The sequence below is a fragment of the Cupriavidus oxalaticus genome (genome assembly GCF_016894385.1).
Taxonomy (GTDB): Bacteria; Pseudomonadota; Gammaproteobacteria; order Burkholderiales; family Burkholderiaceae; genus Cupriavidus; species Cupriavidus oxalaticus.
This window is the reverse complement of sequence record NZ_CP069812.1, coordinates 3,414,871-3,432,416: the sequence shown is the minus strand read 5'-3', so window position 1 is coordinate 3,432,416 and position 17,546 is coordinate 3,414,871. Positions and strand designations below refer to the sequence as shown.

The 17,546-nt window shown below is 69.9% G+C and carries 19 protein-coding genes; 10 read left to right on the top strand and 9 right to left on the bottom strand.

The features are described 5' to 3' along the window. Window positions 1–43 precede the first annotated feature (43 nt). The 3 genes from JTE92_RS28255 (at window position 44) to JTE92_RS28245 (ending at window position 3,795) form a co-directional block, all read left to right on the top strand. Window positions 44–1,042, top strand: coding sequence for a Bug family tripartite tricarboxylate transporter substrate binding protein (locus JTE92_RS28255; protein ID WP_063241619.1), 999 nt, complete (start codon window positions 44–46; stop codon window positions 1,040–1,042). Between the two features lie 309 nt (window positions 1,043–1,351). After that, on the top strand, window positions 1,352–2,848 hold the full coding sequence (locus JTE92_RS28250; RefSeq protein ID WP_084254797.1) for a chloride channel protein: 1,497 nt from the start codon (window positions 1,352–1,354) through the stop codon (window positions 2,846–2,848). A gap of 206 nt (window positions 2,849–3,054) precedes the next feature. Continuing rightward, window positions 3,055–3,795, top strand: a complete 741-nt coding sequence (locus JTE92_RS28245; RefSeq protein ID WP_063241621.1) for a hypothetical protein — start codon at window positions 3,055–3,057, stop codon at window positions 3,793–3,795. Between the two features lie 30 nt (window positions 3,796–3,825). Here the strand turns inward: JTE92_RS28245 and dapB are convergent, their stop codons facing one another. Both dapB and JTE92_RS28235 read right to left on the bottom strand, forming a co-directional pair. Beyond that, window positions 3,826–4,635, bottom strand: coding sequence for a 4-hydroxy-tetrahydrodipicolinate reductase (gene dapB / locus JTE92_RS28240; protein ID WP_063241622.1), 810 nt, complete (start codon window positions 4,633–4,635; stop codon window positions 3,826–3,828). 44 nt (window positions 4,636–4,679) lie between these two features. Beyond that, a complete protein-coding gene (locus JTE92_RS28235) occupies window positions 4,680–5,129 on the bottom strand; it encodes an Lrp/AsnC family transcriptional regulator (protein ID WP_063241623.1) in 450 nt (149 codons plus the stop codon). Window positions 5,130–5,255: 126 nt separating this feature from the next. Between JTE92_RS28235 and JTE92_RS28230 the strand changes: the two genes are divergently transcribed. From JTE92_RS28230 to JTE92_RS28220, 3 genes are all read left to right on the top strand, one after another. Continuing rightward, a complete protein-coding gene (locus JTE92_RS28230) occupies window positions 5,256–6,437 on the top strand; it encodes a saccharopine dehydrogenase family protein (protein ID WP_063241624.1) in 1,182 nt (393 codons plus the stop codon). Next, window positions 6,434–7,951 (top strand): L-piperidine-6-carboxylate dehydrogenase, encoded by a 1,518-nt coding sequence (gene amaB, locus JTE92_RS28225; RefSeq protein WP_063241625.1) that lies wholly within the window; start codon window positions 6,434–6,436, stop codon window positions 7,949–7,951. The genes JTE92_RS28230 and amaB overlap by 4 nt, the downstream gene beginning before the upstream one ends. Before the next feature lie 165 nt (window positions 7,952–8,116). Continuing rightward, window positions 8,117–8,311, top strand: a complete 195-nt coding sequence (locus JTE92_RS28220; protein ID WP_029048349.1) for a hypothetical protein — start codon at window positions 8,117–8,119, stop codon at window positions 8,309–8,311. A gap of 47 nt (window positions 8,312–8,358) precedes the next feature. Here the strand turns inward: JTE92_RS28220 and JTE92_RS28215 are convergent, their stop codons facing one another. The 6 genes from JTE92_RS28215 to hemA form a co-directional block, all read right to left on the bottom strand. Then, complete coding sequence (locus JTE92_RS28215; protein ID WP_063241626.1) at window positions 8,359–9,009, bottom strand: UbiX family flavin prenyltransferase; 651 nt, start codon at window positions 9,007–9,009, stop codon at window positions 8,359–8,361. Window positions 9,010–9,016: 7 nt separating this feature from the next. Then, window positions 9,017–9,328, bottom strand: coding sequence for a Grx4 family monothiol glutaredoxin (gene grxD, locus JTE92_RS28210; RefSeq protein WP_063241627.1), 312 nt, complete (start codon window positions 9,326–9,328; stop codon window positions 9,017–9,019). A 117-nt stretch (window positions 9,329–9,445) separates the two neighbouring features. After that, complete coding sequence (gene prmC / locus JTE92_RS28205; RefSeq protein WP_063241628.1) at window positions 9,446–10,318, bottom strand: peptide chain release factor N(5)-glutamine methyltransferase; 873 nt, start codon at window positions 10,316–10,318, stop codon at window positions 9,446–9,448. 140 nt (window positions 10,319–10,458) lie between these two features. Next, on the bottom strand, window positions 10,459–10,785 hold the full coding sequence (locus tag JTE92_RS28200) for a hypothetical protein (RefSeq protein ID WP_063241629.1): 327 nt from the start codon (window positions 10,783–10,785) through the stop codon (window positions 10,459–10,461). Window positions 10,786–10,981: 196 nt separating this feature from the next. Continuing rightward, window positions 10,982–12,064: a peptide chain release factor 1 gene (gene prfA / locus JTE92_RS28195; RefSeq protein WP_063241630.1), complete on the bottom strand. Its 1,083-nt coding sequence runs from the start codon at window positions 12,062–12,064 to the stop codon at window positions 10,982–10,984. A gap of 109 nt (window positions 12,065–12,173) precedes the next feature. Next, the gene (gene hemA / locus JTE92_RS28190) at window positions 12,174–13,478 is read right to left on the bottom strand and encodes a glutamyl-tRNA reductase (protein WP_063241631.1); all 1,305 of its coding nucleotides are present in this window, start codon (window positions 13,476–13,478) and stop codon (window positions 12,174–12,176) included. Between the two features lie 168 nt (window positions 13,479–13,646). On the opposite strand from hemA, the gene JTE92_RS28185 reads away from it, so the two are divergent. After that, window positions 13,647–13,892: a hypothetical protein gene (locus tag JTE92_RS28185; protein ID WP_063241632.1), complete on the top strand. Its 246-nt coding sequence runs from the start codon at window positions 13,647–13,649 to the stop codon at window positions 13,890–13,892. A 49-nt stretch (window positions 13,893–13,941) separates the two neighbouring features. Here the strand turns inward: JTE92_RS28185 and JTE92_RS28180 are convergent, their stop codons facing one another. Then, a complete protein-coding gene (locus tag JTE92_RS28180; RefSeq protein WP_063241666.1) occupies window positions 13,942–14,730 on the bottom strand; it encodes a 5'-methylthioadenosine/adenosylhomocysteine nucleosidase in 789 nt (262 codons plus the stop codon). A 140-nt stretch (window positions 14,731–14,870) separates the two neighbouring features. Between JTE92_RS28180 and JTE92_RS28175 the strand changes: the two genes are divergently transcribed. From JTE92_RS28175 to JTE92_RS28165, 3 genes are read left to right on the top strand one after another with little or no spacing between them, the layout of a single operon-like run. Continuing rightward, window positions 14,871–15,917, top strand: a complete 1,047-nt coding sequence (locus JTE92_RS28175; RefSeq protein WP_063241633.1) for a DUF2157 domain-containing protein — start codon at window positions 14,871–14,873, stop codon at window positions 15,915–15,917. Next, on the top strand, window positions 15,914–17,032 hold the full coding sequence (locus tag JTE92_RS28170) for a DUF4401 domain-containing protein (RefSeq protein WP_063241634.1): 1,119 nt from the start codon (window positions 15,914–15,916) through the stop codon (window positions 17,030–17,032). The genes JTE92_RS28175 and JTE92_RS28170 overlap by 4 nt, the downstream gene beginning before the upstream one ends. After that, on the top strand, window positions 17,029–17,526 hold the full coding sequence (locus tag JTE92_RS28165) for a GDYXXLXY domain-containing protein (protein ID WP_063241635.1): 498 nt from the start codon (window positions 17,029–17,031) through the stop codon (window positions 17,524–17,526). Before JTE92_RS28170 ends, JTE92_RS28165 begins: the two co-directional genes overlap by 4 nt. Window positions 17,527–17,546: the final 20 nt, after the last annotated feature.

Sequence of the window (17,546 nt, the reverse complement as noted above, 5' to 3'; positions counted from 1 at the left end):
CGGGCGGCGCGGCAACACAAGGACAACCACAGGAGGAGACGCGATGCACGAGGAAAAGAGAGGACGGCGGGCCTGGCTCGCCGCGCTGGCAGCCGGCGCCGGCTGCGCGCTGGCGCTGTGGGGCGGCGCCGCCCTGGCCGCCTATCCGGAGCGGCCGCTCAAGCTGGTGGTGCCGTACACGCCGGGCGGCTCGACCGACCAGTTCGGGCGCGCGCTGGCCGACGGCATGTCGCGCCAGCTCGGCCAGACCGTGGTGGTCGAGAACCGCCCCGGCGCCGCCACCATGATCGGCACCAACAGCGTGGCCCGCGCGCCCGCCGACGGCTACACCATGGTGCTGGCGACCAACGGCAGCATGGTGCTGAACCCCATGCTGTACAAGAAGATCACCTACGACCCGCCCAAGGACTTCAAGATCTTCACGATCGGTGCCGAGGCGCCGCTGGTGGTGGTGACCAACACCCAGGTGCCGGCCGGCAACATCAAGGAGTTCGCGGCCTACGCCAAGTCGTCCGGCGGCAAGCTCAACTATGCGTCGGTGGGGCTGGGCAATGCGCTGCAGCTGGCCACCGAGATGCTCAAGACCGAGCTGGGCATCAACGTCACGCATGTGCCCTACAACGGCAGCGCGCCCGCGCTGGCGGCGCTGCTGGCCAACGACGTGCAGCTGATGGTCGATGTGGTCAGCACCTCGCTGCCGCATATCAAGGCCGGCAAGCTCAAGGCGCTGGCGGTCACCGGCCGCACCCGGCTGGAGGTGCTGCCCAACGTGCCGACGGTGGCCGAGAGCGGCTATCCCAATTTCCAGGCTGCGACGTGGTTCGGGCTGGCGGTGCCGGCGCAGACGCCGCCTGAAGCCGTAGCCAAACTGCAGGCGGCCGCTTCGCACGTGCTGAAGGACCCGCAGTTCCGCGCGACCTTCAGCGCGCTCGGGCTGATCGTGCAGCCGCCGCGCACGCAGGCGGAGATCGACCGGTATGTCGAGGCGGACCGGGAGCATTGGGGGAAGGTGATCAAGGCGAATAATATTTCGCTGGATTGATTGCGCTCAGCTTCGCTGACTGAGGGTTTGCTCCCCTCTCCCGCGCGCGGGAGAGGGGCAGGGGGTGAGGGCAGGCGGTGGCTATGCCGAGGGGGTGGACTTCGTTGACACTCCGGCCCTCACCCCCACCCCTCTCCCACTTCGCGGGAGAGGGGAGCGTTCACCACGGGCGGCAGCTTACTCAATTGCTCGCGAGCCGATCACCGGCCACCCTTGGCCCACGCCGCAACGATGAGCGTATAGTTCATCGCTGATCCCGGCCGCGCAGTACCGCCACCGCGCCGGATGCCCCAGCAACGCCCCCGTGTCATGACCGAGCGCGAGCCCACCGATCCCAAAGATCCCGATTCCGCCAATCCGTCGTCCACGGAGCCGGGGCAGCGTCCAGACGCCCAGGCCCAGCCTGACCCCGCCGCATCGCCCCCCGATCCCCGCCTCATCAACGCACTCACCCGCCGCGCCCGCGTCGCCGCCTGGCGCAAATCGCGCCAGGCCGGCCGCATATCGCGCACCACGCTGCGCTACACGGTGTTCATGTTCGGCGCCGGCTGTGTCGGCCTGTTCTCGCTGGTGTTCGCGTGGATCGCCGAGGTGGCGCTGCGCTGGAACCACCACCTGACGCAGGCCACGCCGTGGCTGGCGTTCGTGATGCTGCCGTTCGGGCTGGCCGCGCTGCGCTGGCTGACGATCCGCTTTGCGCCGCAGGCGCGCGGCAGCGGCATCCCGCAGGTGATCGCGGCGTTTACGCTGCCGCCGAATGGCCCGGCGCAGACGGCGCTGGTGTCATTGCGGCAATCGATATGGAAGGTGCTCCTGACCACGCTGGCGTTGCTGGCCGGCGCGTCGGTGGGCCGCGAAGGGCCATCGGTGCAGGTCGGCGCCGCGGGTATGCTGGCGTGGGGCCGCTGGTGCCAGGAGAAGCTGCGCTTGCGCATCGGCTTCCATCCCAATGCGCTGATCGCCGCGGGCGCGGCCGGCGGACTGGCGGCCGCGTTCAATACACCGCTGGCCGGCGTGGTGTTCGCCATCGAGGAGCTGGGGCGGGGTACCGCGGTACGCTGGGACCGGCTGGTGCTGTCGGGCGTGCTGACCGCGGGTTTCCTGTCGCTGGCAGTGCTGGGCAACAACCCGTATTTCGTGGTCAAGGCGCCGATGCTGGCGCTGAGCAACGCGTGGGGCCCGGTGCTGGTGTGCGCGCTGCTCAATGGCGTGCTGGGCGGCTTCTTTGCCAAGGTGCTGGCCGGCGGCGTGCCTGGCTTGCTGCCCGCGCAATGGCGCGCCTGGCCGGCGCAGCATCCGGTGTGGGTCGCGTTCGGCTGCGGGCTGGTGGTGGCAGCGCTCGGCGTGGCGACCGCGGGCGCTACCTTCGGCACCGGCTACGACCAGGCCGCGGCGCTGATCAACGGCGAATCGCATGCGACGCTGTGGTTCGGCATCGCCAAGCTGGTGGCGACGGTGGTGTCCTACTTTGCCGGCATTCCGGGCGGGATCTTCACGCCAGCGCTGGCGATCGGCGCGGGCATCGGCCAGAACGTGGCGCAGTTCGTCACCGGCATGGCCGAGCCGCGCGTGCTGGCGCTGGTGTCGATGGCGGCGTTCCTGGCCGCGGCCACGCAGGCGCCTGTCACCGCCAGCGTGATCGTGATGGAGATGACGCGCACGCAGGACCTGACCGTGTTCCTGCTGGCGGCGTCGCTGCTGGCGTCGTTCATCTCGCGGCAGTTCTCGCCGCGTCCGTTTTACCACCAGGTGAGCCATGGCTTCCGGCGCGAGGCGCAGGCGCTGGTGCGCAAGGCGCCGGCCTGACGCCGCAGCTGACACCAACGCATGTGCAGGAGCCGCCGGGGCGATCGGTTAAGCTAGCGCTCGCCCCCGATCCGCAGGCGTCCGGTGGCTTGCGCGGCACTCATGCCGCTGCCTCGCTGTCATGCGTGACCGGCGCCGCACCCGGCCCCAGGAACATCCCGGCGCGGGGCGCGCTCCAACCCGGAGCCGTTTTCCAGGAGTCTGATTTGAAATTTCCCATTGCCGGGCTGGCGCTCGCCGGCCTGCTGGGCGCCGCCGGCGCCATTGCCGCCCCCGCCGCCCCCGCCGCCCCCGCCGCATCAGCACCCACACCAGCGCCGTCCGCCAAGGCGGACAACAGCGCGCTGGCGCCGCTGCTGGGCATGCTCGAGATCGGCAATCCGCTGCCCGCGTTGCCCGATTGCGCCGACAAGCGCTCGCCCGACGGCCGCGACGTGACCGCGTTCTGCGTGGAACTGAAGGGCGACGGCCTGGTGCGCCAGGTCGGCGTGCCGCGCGACAAGCGCCCGGGCTTCATGGATGGCCCGCATGTGGTGGCCTTTGTCGACCGCAATGCGCTGGTCGGCCTGGTGGTCCCGACCGCCGGCGCCAATTCGCAGCAGGCCGCCGTCGACAGCATCAACGCGCTGTATGGCAAGCCGTTCCGCCAGGAACAGGAAGAGATGCGCGACAAGGCCGGCAAGACCGTCAAGACGATCCATGCCGGCTGGACGAAGAGGCCACTGACCATTGAGCTGTACGCGATGCCGGAAGACCCGGCCACCGGCACCATCGAGATGCTGCTGCCCCAGGCGCGCCAGCTGATGGCGGAAAAGGATGCCGAGGTGGAAGGCAAGTTGAACCCCGCATCGGCGCCCGCGGCGAAAGGCAAGGCTGACAAGTCTGAAAAGACCGAAAAGGCGGCCGCCAAGCCGCCTGCCAAGCCGGTCAATCCCGGCAGCTGGTAAGCAGCGCGAGGCCGTGCCGGCCCGCGGCCGTCACAGACCTTCCATCACCTTGTCCAGCCCCCGCACCACGCCGCGCACGGTGTGGACCTTGCGGATCGCCAGCAGCGCGCCGGCAACATACGGCTTGGAGCCGTCGCCGGCCTCGTGCTTGAGGTGCAGGCGCTGGCCGTCGGCGCCGAAGATCACCTCGACGCCGAGCTGGTAACCGGGCAGCCGCACCGCGTGCACCTGCGTGCCCGACATGGTGGCGCCGCGCGTTTCCTTGGGGCCGTTGACCTGGTCCACCGGCACCGCCTGCGCGGCGGTCTTGACCTGGCCGAGCCGGTACGCCAGCTCGCGCACCGTGCCGGACGGCACGTCGACCTTGCCGGCCTTGGCATAGTCGATGATCTCCCAATGCTCCAGGTGGCGCGCCGCCATCTCGGCAAACTTCTGCAGCAGCACCACGGTGATGGCGAAATTGCCGCAGGCCAGCACGCCGCGCTCGGCCTTGCGCGCGGCCGCATCGATCTCGGCGTAGTCCTCGTCGGTCAGCCCCGAGGTACCCACCACCACGTGCGCGCCGTGCGCCAGCGCCTGCAGGATGTTGTGCTTGGCGACGGCCGGCTTGGTGTACTCGACATAGACGTCGTACGGCGTCTGTCCCAGCGCGTCGATGCTGGCGGCAGCCACGCCCGGCGTGTCGGCATGGCCGGTCAGCTGCGCCAGCGGCTGCCCGGCGGCGCCGCGCGACAGGCCTGCCACCAGCGTCATGTCGGCGGCATGCGCCACGCCGCGCGCCAGTTCACCGCCGGCCCAGCCGGTCACGCCGCCCACGGCGACACGGATCGGATTGCTCATTGGATATCTCCGCTTTGGCTTGTTCGGTCTGCGAGCATACCGCTTCAGCCGGCAGCGCGCCGGCGGTCGAGCTTGCGCGCCAGCACGATCGAGGTGGTGGTGTGGTTGACGCCGTCGAGCATGCCGATCTCGTCCAGCAGCCGGTCCAGCCGGTCGTGCGTGTCGCAGCGGATCGCCACCAGGTAATCGACCGGCCCGCTGACCGAGTTGACCTCTTCGATCTCGGGCAGGCGCTGCAGCGCGCGCAGGATCGCCGGCGCGGCCTTGGGCTGCACCGACAGCCCGCAGTAGGCCAGGATCACGTTGTCTTCCATTTTCTGCCCCAGGCGCACGCCATAGCCGGCGATCACGCCGCTGCGCTCCAGCCGGACGATGCGGGCGACCACGGTGGTGCGGGCGATGCCCAGCTGCCGGGCGAGGTTGGCGGCACTTTCGCGCGCATTGGCCTGCAGCAGCGACAGCAGGTGGCGGTCGGTCACGTCGAGTTCGGTCATAACGTCGGACAGGTTCGTCGTTTCGTTCGATTATGGCGGGTTTTCGTCGTTATTGCGCCTTCATTCCGTCGCCGCCGCTATCCATACTCCAGTCACGGGACAACCTTTCTTGTGGACGGAGACACCATGCAACCCTCGAACCTGGGCCGGCAGGCCCCGCCAGACCTGCCCAAGGCGAACCGCCCGCTGCACGTGACGGTGCTGGGCGCGGGCAAGATCGGCCGCACCATTGCCGCGATGCTGCATGACAGCGGCGACTACCGCGTCAGCGTGGTCGACCATGACGCGCGCCGCCTCGACGGCCTGCCGCGCGGCGTGCTGGCGCGCGCCGGCGATCCCACCGAACCGGGCACCTGCGCCGCGCTGCTGGCCGGCGCCGATGCGGTGCTCAACGCGCTGCCGTTCCACGCCGCCATCGCGGTGGCCTCGGTCGCCGCTCGATTGGGCGTGCACTACTTCGACCTGACCGAGGACGTGGCCGCCACCCATGCGATCCGCCAGCTGGCGCAGAACGCACGCTCGGTGCTGATGCCGCAGTGCGGGCTCGCGCCGGGCTTTATCGGCGTGGTCGGCCATGACCTGGCGCGGCGCTTCCTGCGTGGCGGCGGCGAGCTGCTGGACCTGCAGATGCGGGTCGGCGCGCTGCCGCGCTATCCGAGCAACGCGCTCAAGTACAACCTGACCTGGAGCACCGAGGGACTGATCAACGAGTACTGCAATCCGTGCGAAGCCATCGTCGACGGCCGCCGCGTCGAGCTGCCGGCGCTGGACGGGCTGGAAAGCTTCGCGCTGGACGGTATCGAGTACGAAGCCTTTAATACATCTGGCGGCCTCGGCACGCTGCCGGAGACGCTGGCCGGGCGCGCGCGCCACGTCGACTACAAGTCCATCCGCTACCCCGGCCACTGCGCGCTGATGAAGCTGCTGCTCAACGACCTGCGCCTGCGCGAGCGCCGCGACTGGCTGCGCGAGATCTTCGACCGCGCCATCCCGGTGACCGAGCAGGACGTGGTGATCGTGTTCGCCACCGCCACCGGCTACCCGGCCGGCGGCGAACGCGGGCGCGGGCCGCTGACGCAGGCCTCGTTCTCGGCGCGCATCGGCGGGGTCGACAACAAGGACGGGCACGTCAACGCGATCCAGCTGACCACCGCGGCGGGCATCTGCACCGCGCTGGACATGGTGGCCACGGGCGCGTTGCCGCAGTCCGGCTTCGTGCGCCAGGAGGCGATGCCGCTCGACGCCTTCCTCAAGAACCGCTTCGGCCGCCACTACACGCAGCATCCGCTGCAGGAGACCCACGTATGAAAGCGCAAGAGTTCGCAGCCTGCTGGGATTCGCTGGGCCTGCCGCGGCCATGGCAGGACGGCACGCCTGCCGGCACGGTGACGGTGCGCTCGCCGGTCGATGGCGAGGCCATCGGCTATGTGCCGGCCTGCACGCCGGCGCAGGCCGATGCGCTGATTGCCCGCGCGCACGCCGCGCAGACTACCTGGGCGCTGCTGCCGGCGCCGGCGCGCGGCGAGATCGTGCGGCGCTACGGCGAGGTGCTGCGCGAGCACAAGCCCGCGCTCGGCCGGCTGGTGTCGCTGGAAACCGGCAAGATCCTGCAGGAAGGGCTGGGCGAGGTGCAGGAGATGATCGACATCTGCGACTTCGCCGTGGGCCTGTCGCGCCAGCTGCACGGGCTGACCATTGCCTCGGAGCGCCCGCAGCATGCCATGCGCGAGACCTGGCACCCGTACGGCCTGTGCGGCGTGATCTCGGCCTTCAACTTCCCGGTGGCGGTGTGGGCGTGGAACGCGGCGCTGGCGCTGGTGTGCGGCAACGGCGTGCTGTGGAAGCCGTCGGAGAAGGCGTCGCTGAGCGCGCTGGCCGCGCACGGGCTGCTCGAGCGCGTGCTGGCCGCGGCGGCGCCGCAGCATGCCGGCATCACCGCGGTGCTGCCGGGCGGGCGCATGCTCGGCAACCACCTGGTGCAACACGCCGCGGTGCGGCTGGTCAGCGCGACCGGCTCGACCCGCATGGGCCGCGAGGTCGGCATTGCCTGCGCCGGGCAGTTCAAGCGCAGCATCCTGGAGCTGGGCGGCAACAACGCCGCCATCGTCGCGCCTTCGGCCGATATCGAACTGGCGGTGCGGGCCATCACCTTTGCCGCGGCGGGCACGGCGGGCCAGCGTTGCACCACGCTGCGCCGCTGCTTCGTCCATGCCGACCTGATGGATACCATGGCCAGCCGGCTGGTCACGGTGTTCGACCGGCTGCCGGTCGGCGATCCGCTTGACGACGGCACGCTGATCGGGCCGCTGATCGACAACGCCGCGGGCGACGCCATGGCCAACGCGCTTGCCGCGTGCCGCGCGCAGGGCAACATCGTCACCGGCGGCGAACGGCTGCTGGCCGGGCGCTTCCCGCATGCCTGCTACGTGCGGCCGGCGCTGGTGCTGACCGACGTGCAGCACGACACCATGCTGACCGAGACCTTTGCGCCGATCCTGTACCTGATGCCGTACACCAGCTTCGACGAGGCGATCGCACTGAACAATGCCGCCGCGCATGGGTTGTCGTCGTGCATCTTCACCGAGTCGATGCGCGAGGCCGAGCGCTTCCTGTCGTCGGCGGGCAGCGACTGCGGCATCGCCAACGTCAATATCGGCACCAGCGGGGCCGAGATCGGCGGCGCCTTCGGCGGCGAGAAGGCGACCGGCGGCGGGCGCGAGTCGGGCTCGGATGCGTGGAAGGGATATATGCGCCGGGCGACCAACACCATCAACTATGGCGATTCGTTGCCGCTGGCGCAGGGGATCAGGTTCGAGATATGAAGGGGCGGCAGGGGGAGGCACCGGTGCCGTAGGGAACGGTAACAAGCCTTACACGCCTTTGACGCCGTATTACGCATGCTGCCCGTATAACGTCAGCAGGGCAGGCACATGCCCGTTTCCGGCCATGAGGTCGACCCTGAGGTCCCCTAGGAAAACACCATGAAACTGCTGACGATTGGACTGGCTGCCGCGGCGGCTTCGGTCACCCTGCTGGGCGGCTGCGCCGTCTATCCCACTCCCGCCGGCCCGGCCGTGGGTCCCGCGCCGGTCTATGTTGCCCCCGCGCCGGTCGTGGTCGCGCCGCGGCCTTATTATTACGGCGGCTATGGCTACTACGGCCGTGGCTATCGTCGCTGGTAGTCGGGCAGGCAGGATTGAAGCAGCGGCGGGGAGCCCGGCAACAGCGTTCAGTTGCCGCCCGCCGCGTCACCGGGCCGGGCGTTGAGCCCGCCCCAGCTGGGCGTGAGCGTCTGGCCGATCTCGGGCAGGTCGACCAGGTCCAGCACCCGGCCGACCGTATGGTCGACCAGTTCGGCAATGCTCTGCGGCTTCTGGTAGAAGCCCGGCACCGGCGGGAACACGATCCCGCCCATTTCCGTCACCGCGGTCATATTGCGCAGGTGCGCAAGATTCAGCGGCGTTTCCCGCACCATCAGGACCAGCTTGCGCCGCTCTTTCAGCGTGACGTCGGCGGCGCGCGTGATCAGGTTGTCCGACAGGCCATGCGCGATCGCGGCCAGCGTGCGCATGGAGCAGGGCGCCACCACCATCGCATGGGCGCGGAACGAGCCGCTGGCAATGGTGGCGCCGATGTCGCGCACGTTGTGCACGACATCGGCCAGCGCTTCCACCTCGGCGCGGCCGATGTCCAGCTCGTGCTGCAGGTTCATCACGCCGGCCGGCGAGACCAGCAGGTGGGTTTCCACCGCGGGCGCCGTGCGCAGCACCTGCAGCAGGCGCACGCCGTAGATGGCGCCGGTGGCGCCCGTGATCGCAACGATCAGCCGCCGCGGCGGTACAGTCCCCGCCGCGGCGGGCGGGGCAGCGTCCACCGGCATGGCGGGCTCAGCCCTTCAGCAGGGTTTGCAGCTCGCCGTTCTGGTACATCTCCATCATGATGTCCGAGCCGCCGATGAACTCGCCGTTCACGTAGAGCTGCGGGATGGTCGGCCAGCTGGCGTATTCCTTGATGCCCTGGCGGATGCCGTCGTCGTCCAGCACGTTGACCGTGGTCGGCGCGTCGACGCCGCAGGCCTTCAGGATCTGGATGGCGCGGCCCGAGAAGCCGCACATCGGGAACTGCGCGGTGCCCTTCATGAACAGGACTACCGGGTTGCCCTTGACGATCTGGTCGATCTTTTGCTGCACGTCGCTCATGGTCTGCTTTTCAGTTGGATGGCGCCGCCGTCGGGCGCCGCCTGGGAAAAGGGATGCCGCGCGGCAAGCCACGTGGCGGGAATCTGCCGCCGATTTTACCGGAATCGCCGGCGGGCTTCAGGGTTGCGTCCCGGACCAGCGTCCGCCGGTGCAGCGCTCCTGTCCGGCCAGGTCGCGCGCGGTAAAGACGTCGGTGAAGCCGGCCTCCTGCAGCAGCGCGCGTGTCGCCTGCGCCTGGTCGAAGCCGTGCTCCATCAGCAGCCAGCCTCCCGGCAGCAGCCGCTGCGGCGCGCCGTCGACGATGGTGCGCAGGTCGGACAGGCCGTCCTGGTGGTCGGTCAGCGCATCGATGGGCTCGAAACGCAGGTCGCCCTCGGCCAGGTGCGGGTCGCCCGCGGCGATATAAGGCGGGTTGCTGACAATCAGGTGGAAGCGCTGGCCCGGTGGCAGCGCCGCGTACCAGTCGGATACCAGGAAGTGGATACGGTCGGCGCCCAGTGCGCTGGCGTTGTCCTGCGCCACCATCAGCGCGCCGGGCGAGATATCGGTGGCCCAGACCTGCGCATCGGTGCGTTCGCGCGCCAGCGTCACGGCCAGGATGCCCGAGCCGGTGCCCAGGTCCAGCACTTGCGGGCGGGGCACGTCGGCCAGCCGGGCCAGCGAGGCTTCGGCGGCGATCTCGGTGTCGGGGCGCGGGATCAGCACATCGGGCGTGACGCGGAACTTGCGGCCGAAAAATTCGCGCTTGCCCAGCAGGTAGGCCATCGGCTCGCCAGCGAGCCGCCGCGCCAGCAGCGTGGCAAAGGCATCGCGCTGGGGCAGCGTGAGCGTGTCGGTATCGCGCGTGATCAGCTGCGTGCGGGTGAGCCCGGTCACGTGCGTCAGCAGCATGCGCGCTTCGAGCGTGGGCAGGCCCACCATGGCGGCGAGGGTCTGGGCTTCACGCAGCGTGGGCGTGGCCGGCAGCGCGGCGGTGTTGGGGGAAGACATCTGGTCGGGACGGTTCTGTTGCCGGCCACAAAAAACCCCACCGGCGCAGGGCCTGGCGGGGCTTTGAGGCGGGATTTCCGGCGTTTCGCCAAGTGTACCGCCCATCGGAGGCGGGCAGCATAAAGCCCCCGCCGGGTCGATTACTTATTGACGGTGTCCTTGGCCTTGTCGGCGCCGGCATTGACGGCATCCTTGGCTGCCTGCTTGGCATTTTCCATGGCGTTGCCGGCTTCTTCCTTGGCCTTCTCGGCGGCGGCCGAGGCGCTCGAAGCGGCATCGCTGGCGGCAGCCTTGGCGGCGTCGGCAGCGCTGTCGGCTGCGGCGGCGGCGTCGCTGGCAGCGGCCTTGGCGGATTCAGCGGCGCTTTGCATGGCGCTGTCGGCGCTGGAAGCTGCGGGAGCTTCTTCCTTCTTGCTGCAAGCGGCCATGGCCGCAGTGATCATCAACAGCGCGAGCAGTTTTTTCATGATTTCGTCCTAGAAGTGTTTTGGGAGAGACTCACCCGGCACCTTCTCCGTTTGCCGGTCGAAATCGATTATAGACAGCGCGTTTACCCCTACCAGTGCTGTTTCAAGCATTTACAAGAAATACAAAGTCTTGTGGGACTTTACGTGCAGTTCGCGCAAAAAGAGGACTCGGGCGACGCCTGGGCCGCTTGCGCCTTTATGCGTCTTCTCCCAGGGCTGCCAGCTGGTCCGCCTGATGCTCCGCGGCCAGCGACGACAGCAGTTCGTCCATGTCGCCGTCCATGATCATGTCGATCTTGTAGAGCGTCAGGTTGATGCGGTGGTCGGTCACGCGGCCCTGCGGGAAGTTGTAGGTGCGGATGCGGTCGCTGCGGTCGCCCGAGCCGATCAGGTTGCGCCGCGTGCTGGCTTCCTTCGCCTGGGCGGCGCGGGTCTGCATGTCCTTGATGCGCGCGGCCAGCACCTTCATCGCCTTGTCCTTGTTGCGGTGCTGCGAGCGGTCGTCCTGGCACTCGACCACGATGCCGGTCGGCAGGTGGGTCAGGCGCACCGCCGAATCGGTCTTGTTCACGTGCTGGCCGCCGGCGCCGGAGGCGCGGAAAGTGTCGATGCGCAGGTCGGCCGCGTTGATTTCGACCTCGCCGACCTCGTCGGCTTCGGGCATCACCGCCACCGTGCAGGCGGAAGTGTGGATGCGCCCCTGCGCCTCGGTGGCGGGCACGCGCTGAACGCGATGGCCGCCGGATTCGAACTTCAGCTTCGAAAACGCGGCATCGCCGGCGATCCGCACGATCACTTCCCTGAAGCCGCCCAGGTCGGACCCGGATTCGCTCATGATCTCGACCTGCCAGCGCTGGCGCTCGGCGTAGCGTGTGTACATCCGCAGCAGGTCGGCGGCGAACAGCGCGCTTTCCTCGCCGCCGGTGCCGGCGCGGATTTCGAGCAGCAGGTTGCGCTCGTCGTTGGGATCCCTGGGCAGCAGCAGGCGCTGCAGGCTCTGTTCCAGCGCTTCCAGCCGCGCGCGCGCGCTGGCGATCTCGTCGGCGGCGAAGTCCTTCATCTCGGGATCGTCCAGCAGCGCCTGCGCGGTGCCCAGGTCGTCCTGCGCCTGGCGGTATTGCCCGTACTGCTCGGCCACCGGCGACAGTTCGGCATGCTCGCGGCTGAGCTTGCGGTACTGGTCGATGTTGGCGGTCGCGTCTTCGCGCGCGAGCAGGGCGTTGACTTCATCGAGTCGCTCGGCCAGTTGGTCGAGCTTGGCAAGCATGCTGGCTTTCATCGGGATGCGGGGGGATGCGGGGGAGTGGGGGAGGCCGGTGGGCCGGGGCTGCCGGGATTGCGGCGGTGGCGTGCCGGCGCGGTCGGCGCGCGGCAAGACTTGAGCGCGGCTAGCGCTCGGAGTGGCTGCTGTGGCGGAACAGGCCCGGCACCAGGCGCAGCAGCGCCTCGCGGTCTCCGCCCTGGGTGTGGTTCAGCGCGTGGGTCGGGCCGTGCAGGAACTTGCGGGTCAGTGCGCCGGACAGGGCCTCGAGCACCGCCTCGGGGTCATCGCCGCGTGCCAGCATGCGGCGCGCGCGCTCCAGCTCGGCCTGGCGGATGGCCTCGCCGCTGGTCTGCAGCTCGCGGATGACCGGCACCACGCTGCGCGTTTCCAGCCAGTGCATGAAGTTCTGCACGCGGCTTTCGATGATGGCTTCGGCCTGTGCGACCGCGGCCTGGCGCAGCGCGTTGCCTTCGCGCACGATCGCGCCGAGGTCGTCGACGGTGTACAGGAAGACGTCGTCCAGGCGCGCGACTTCCGGCTCGACGTCGCGCGGCACGGCCAGGTCGACCATCATGATCGGGCGGTGCTTGCGGCGCTTGACCGCGCGCTCCACCGCGCCCAGGCCGATGATCGGCAGCGAGCTGGCGGTACACGACACCACGATGTCGAACTCATGCAGCCGCTCGCCCAGGTCGGTCAGGCGGATCGCCTGCGTGGTCAGGCCCTGGCCGGACAATTGCTCGGCCAGTTTCTCGCCACGTTCGACGGTGCGGTTGGCCACCACGATCTGGCGCGGCTGCTGCGCGGCGAAATGCGTGGCGCACAGCTCGATCATCTCGCCCGCGCCGATGAAGAGCACGCGCTGGGTCGAGACGCTTTCAAAAATCCGTTGCGCCAGCCGCACCGCGGCCGCGGCCATCGATACGGAATGCGCGCCGATCTCGGTCTGGCCGCGGACTTCCTTGGCCACCGCGAAGGTACGCTGGAACAGCTGGTTCAGGTATGTCCCCAGCGAGCCGGCCTCGCCGGCCGTGCGCACGGCATCCTTGAGCTGGCCCAGGATCTGGGTTTCGCCCAGCACCATCGAATCCAGCCCGCTGGCCACGCGGAAGGCATGGCGCACGGCCTCGGACTGCGGCAGCGCATACAGGTGCGGGGCCAGTTCGCCGGCCGGCACGTTGTGGTGCTGCGACAGCCACCGGAGGGTGTGCTCGAAACCTTCCTGCCCCGGCTTCAGGACGTCGGTGGCGCAGTAGATCTCGGTGCGGTTGCAGGTGGAGAGGATGGCGGCTTCGGTGCCGCTGCGGCCGGACAGGTGCTCGCGCAGCGTGCCCAGTGCCGGTTTGATCTGCTCGAGCGGAAACGCCACCCGCTCGCGCAGCGAGACTGGTGCCGTCGTGTGGTTGATGCCGATCGCGAGCAGTTGCATTGGTTGGGGACAGGTACGATCCGGAGCGTGGCCGGACCGGTTGCCATTATACCGCCGGCACCACAGATTGCAGGCGCATACCCAGTATGCGTCGCAGGCGCGCCGGTTTGCAGTATTGTTACGGCGCAGCCAGTCACGGCTGTGCTTCAGGCTACACAGGAGACGCGGATGCTGGGCACCTTGATCGTGGGTTTGCTGGTGGGACTGGCGGCACGCCGGCTGCATCCGGCAGGACGCGTCGTGACCCTGCCGGCCGCGCTGGTGCTGGGCGCGGCGGGCGCGGCGGCCGCCTTCTACGGCGGCCGCGCGCTGCATCTGTTCGTCGACGGACAGCTCAGCAGCTGGCTGGCGGTGATTGCCGGCGCCGCCATCCTGGTGGGTGCCTGGGGCGCAATCCGGCCGCGCGGACGGTAGAGCCAGCCCTGACGCGGCGCTCGGAAATCTGCGCGCCGCTTGATCCTGGTCAGGTCCGCACGGGATCCGCTTCGGCCCGCGCGGCCAGCAGCCGGCGCAGCACGCCGTTGGAATAGTGGCTGGCCACGTCTTTCAGGAATGCCGCGAAGTCCACATGCGCGGTATCGTCGGCCCGGTCCGACACCGTGCGCATGACCGCGTATGGCACGCCGTATTCATGGCAAACCTGCGCCACCGCCGCGCCTTCCATCTCCACCGCCAGCAGCCCGGGCAGCCGGTCGCGCAGTTCCGCCACCGCGGCCGGGGCGCCGATAAACTGGTCGCCGCTGGCGATCATGCCCTTGTGCAGGGCCGGCCTGGCCACGCCGAAACGGGCCAGCACCTCGGGCGGCACGTCGGCGGCCAGGTCGAGCCGCAGGAAATCCGCGGCCGCGCCTTCCAGTTCCGCGGTCAGCGCCGGGTCGGCCGGGAACTCGGCGCGATCCAGCAGCGGCACTTCGTGGCGGTCGAAGAACGGGCGCGCGTCGAGGTCGTGCTGGATCGTCCGGTCCGCGATGACGATGTCGCCGACGTTGGTGTCGGCGCCGACGCCGCCCGCCAGCCCGGTAAAGACCACCTGGGTGGCGCCGAACTCCCGGATCAAAGTGACCGTGGTCGCCGAGGCTGCCACCTTGCCCATGCGCGCCAGCACCAGCACGCACGGCTGGCCGTAAAGGTTGCCGGCGTAGTAGTCGCGCATGCCAATGGTGTGCACCATGGCGCGGCTGTCGTCGTGGCGCATCGCGGCCACCAGGCCGTCGACTTCGTCGTGAATGGCGGCAAGGATTCCCAGGGTCATGGGGCAGGCAGATCGGAAGGCGAAAAACCAGAGCATACCGGCGCTCATGCACCAGGCATAGCGCCGGCGCGCCGCAAGACGGGTGCGGCCCGGGCGCCGCTTTGCTAAAGTCCCACGCATCCGGGCACGCAAGGGCGAGCATGCAAGTCACCTCCACCGTGGCAAACGGCGAACGGCGCGCCATCCGCCGGGCACTGGCCGACTGGCGCGCACACGGACGGCTGCCTGCCGAGGCGATCGCCGCGCCCTGGGCACGCACCGAGCCGGCCGCTGCCGACTGGCGCCGCTGGCTCGACCGGGCGCTGATGGCGCTGGGCACCGCGCTGCTGTGCGCCGGCGTGATCGTCTTCTTTGCCTTCAACTGGCAAGAGCTGCACAAGTTCTCCAGATTCGGCTTGCTCGCTGCCGCCATCACGGTGCTGGCCGCGTTCGCCTGGATGCGTCCCGCCGACGCCGCCGGCCGCGCCGCGCTGGGCGGCGCGCAGGTGCTGTCCGGCGTGCTGCTCGCCGTAATGGGCCAGACCTACCAGACCGGCGCCGATGCCTGGCAGCTGTTTGCGCTGTGGGCGCTGCTGGCGGTGCCGTGGGCACTGGCGGCGCGCGCGGCGCCGCACTGGTGGCTGGTGCTGGTGGTCGGCAACGTGGCGCTGCTGCGCTACTTCAGCATCCGTTTCGGCATGGATGGCCTGTTCGCGCTGCTGTTCGACAGCCGCTACCTGCGCACCGCCACCCTGGCCCTGCTGGGGGCGGTGCTGCTGCAACTGGCGCTGTGGCACCTGCTGGCCGTCCGCGCGCCCGGGCTGGGCTTCCGGGGACAGACCGGCAGCCGCTTGCTGGCGGCGCTGGCGTGCGTGCAGGCCGGCTCGCTGGGGCTGGCCAGCCTGTTCGACAGCCGCTTCGATGCGGCGTCGTTCGTGGTTGCGGTGGCCGTGCTGGCTGGACTGGCGTGGTGGTACCGGCAACGCGCCTTCGATATCGTCGTGCTGAGCCTGACCTGCCTGACGGGCATCGTGCTGGTGGTGGCCGGCCTCGGCAAGCTGCTGTTCGAGGGCAAGGGCGACTTCGGCGCGTTCCTGCTGCTCGGGCTGGTCACCATCGGGCTGGCCGCCGGCGCGGCGGCGTGGCTGATGCGCGCCTATCGGGCGCAGCTGCGCGCCCAACTGCGCGCCCAACCGGAGCAGGCATGAGCACCACCTTGCAGACCGAACAACGGCTATGGCAGGAGCTGGCCGCGCGCGGCGCGGTGCAGGGCGAATGCCCGGAGCACAGCCACGCGCCGTGGGCGGTGCGTTGCCTGATGGGCGCGGCCGGCTGGCTCGGCGCCTTGTTCTTCCAGATGTTCCTGGTCGGGACGGTGTTCGTGGCCGCGCGCGAAAACGGCGTCGCCATGGCCGTGACCGGGCTGGCCATGATCGCGCTGGCCGCGTTGCTGTACTGGCGTGGCGGCGGCATCGCGGCGAGCCAGTTCGCGCTGGCGGTCAGCCTGTGCGGGCAGGGGATGGCGGTGTATGGATGGGTCGAGGCGCTGGGCTTTACACGCGTGACCGAGACCGCCGGCTTCTGGGCCGGCATCGCGGTGTTCGAGGCCGCGCTGGCCTTGCTGGTCACCAACCGGCTGCACCGGCTGCTGTCCGGGCTTGGCGTCTGGATCGGGGTGGCGGGCGCCGTGCACCTGGCGCTGCCGCATGGGTCCGCCGATGACTGGCAGGCGCTGGCGTGGTCGCTCGGCTGGCTGGCGCCGCTGGGCTGCGCGCTGGCGACCGGCTTCACGCTGGCCGAAGCGCGCGTGTGCGCGGCGGGGCGGCATGCCCTGCTGGAGCCGCTCGCCGATGCCACGCTGCTGGCAGCGCTCGCCATGGCGCTGGTCGTGACCGGGATGAGCCACCCGATGGCGTGGCTGTTCGATCCGGAGGCGGGGCGCCTGTCGATGGCGCACTGGATCGCGGGCGCGCTGCTGACGCTGGTGCTGGCTGGCTTTGCCCTGACCGAGTGCCGCCGCCTGGCCGCAGGCTCCGCCATGCAGGCGGCAGTGCTCGCCGGCACGCTCGCCTTTGGCGCGCTGATGGCGGCTGCGCCTGCCGTCGTGGCCGGCGCGCTGGCGCTGGCGCTGGCCCTGCGCCGGGCTTCCATGGCCTGGATGGGCCTGGGCGTCGCCGCCATTGCCATTGGCTTTGTCTGGTACTACAGCGCGCTGCACTGGACCCTGCTGGCCAAGTCCGTCACGCTGGCCGCGGCGGGCGTGCTGCTGCTGGCCGGGCGCTACTGGCTGCTGCACGGCCGCACCGGCAAGGAGTTCGCATGAAGCGCTGGATCCTGATCGCGTGGGCGCTGACCCTGGCGCTGGCCGCCGTCGGCATCGCCGGCAAGGAAGCGCTGCTGGCACGCGGCGACACCGTGCTGCTGCGGCTCGCGCCGGTCGACCCGCGCTCGCTGATGCAGGGCGACTACATGGCGCTGAACTTCGACCTCGGCAACCAGATCCGCACGGCGCAGGGGCCGGCGCAGCGCCCGCCGCGCGACGGCGTGGCCGTGATCCGGCGCGACGCGCAGGGCGTGGCCAGCTTCGTGCGGCTGCACGACGGCGGGCCGCTGGGCGTGGGCGAGCAGCTGCTGCGCTTCCAGGCGGCGCGGTCGCGCTGGGGCGGGGCGCAGGTGCAGGTGTCGACCGACGCGTATTTCTTCCAGGAGGGCCAGGGCGAGCGCTTCGCCCGGGCCATGTATGGGGAGTTCCGCGTGGGAGCGGACGGCCAGGCGCTGCTGGTGGGGCTGCGGGGGAAGGAGATGGAGACGCTGTGAGGCGGCAGGTGCTGCCAGGC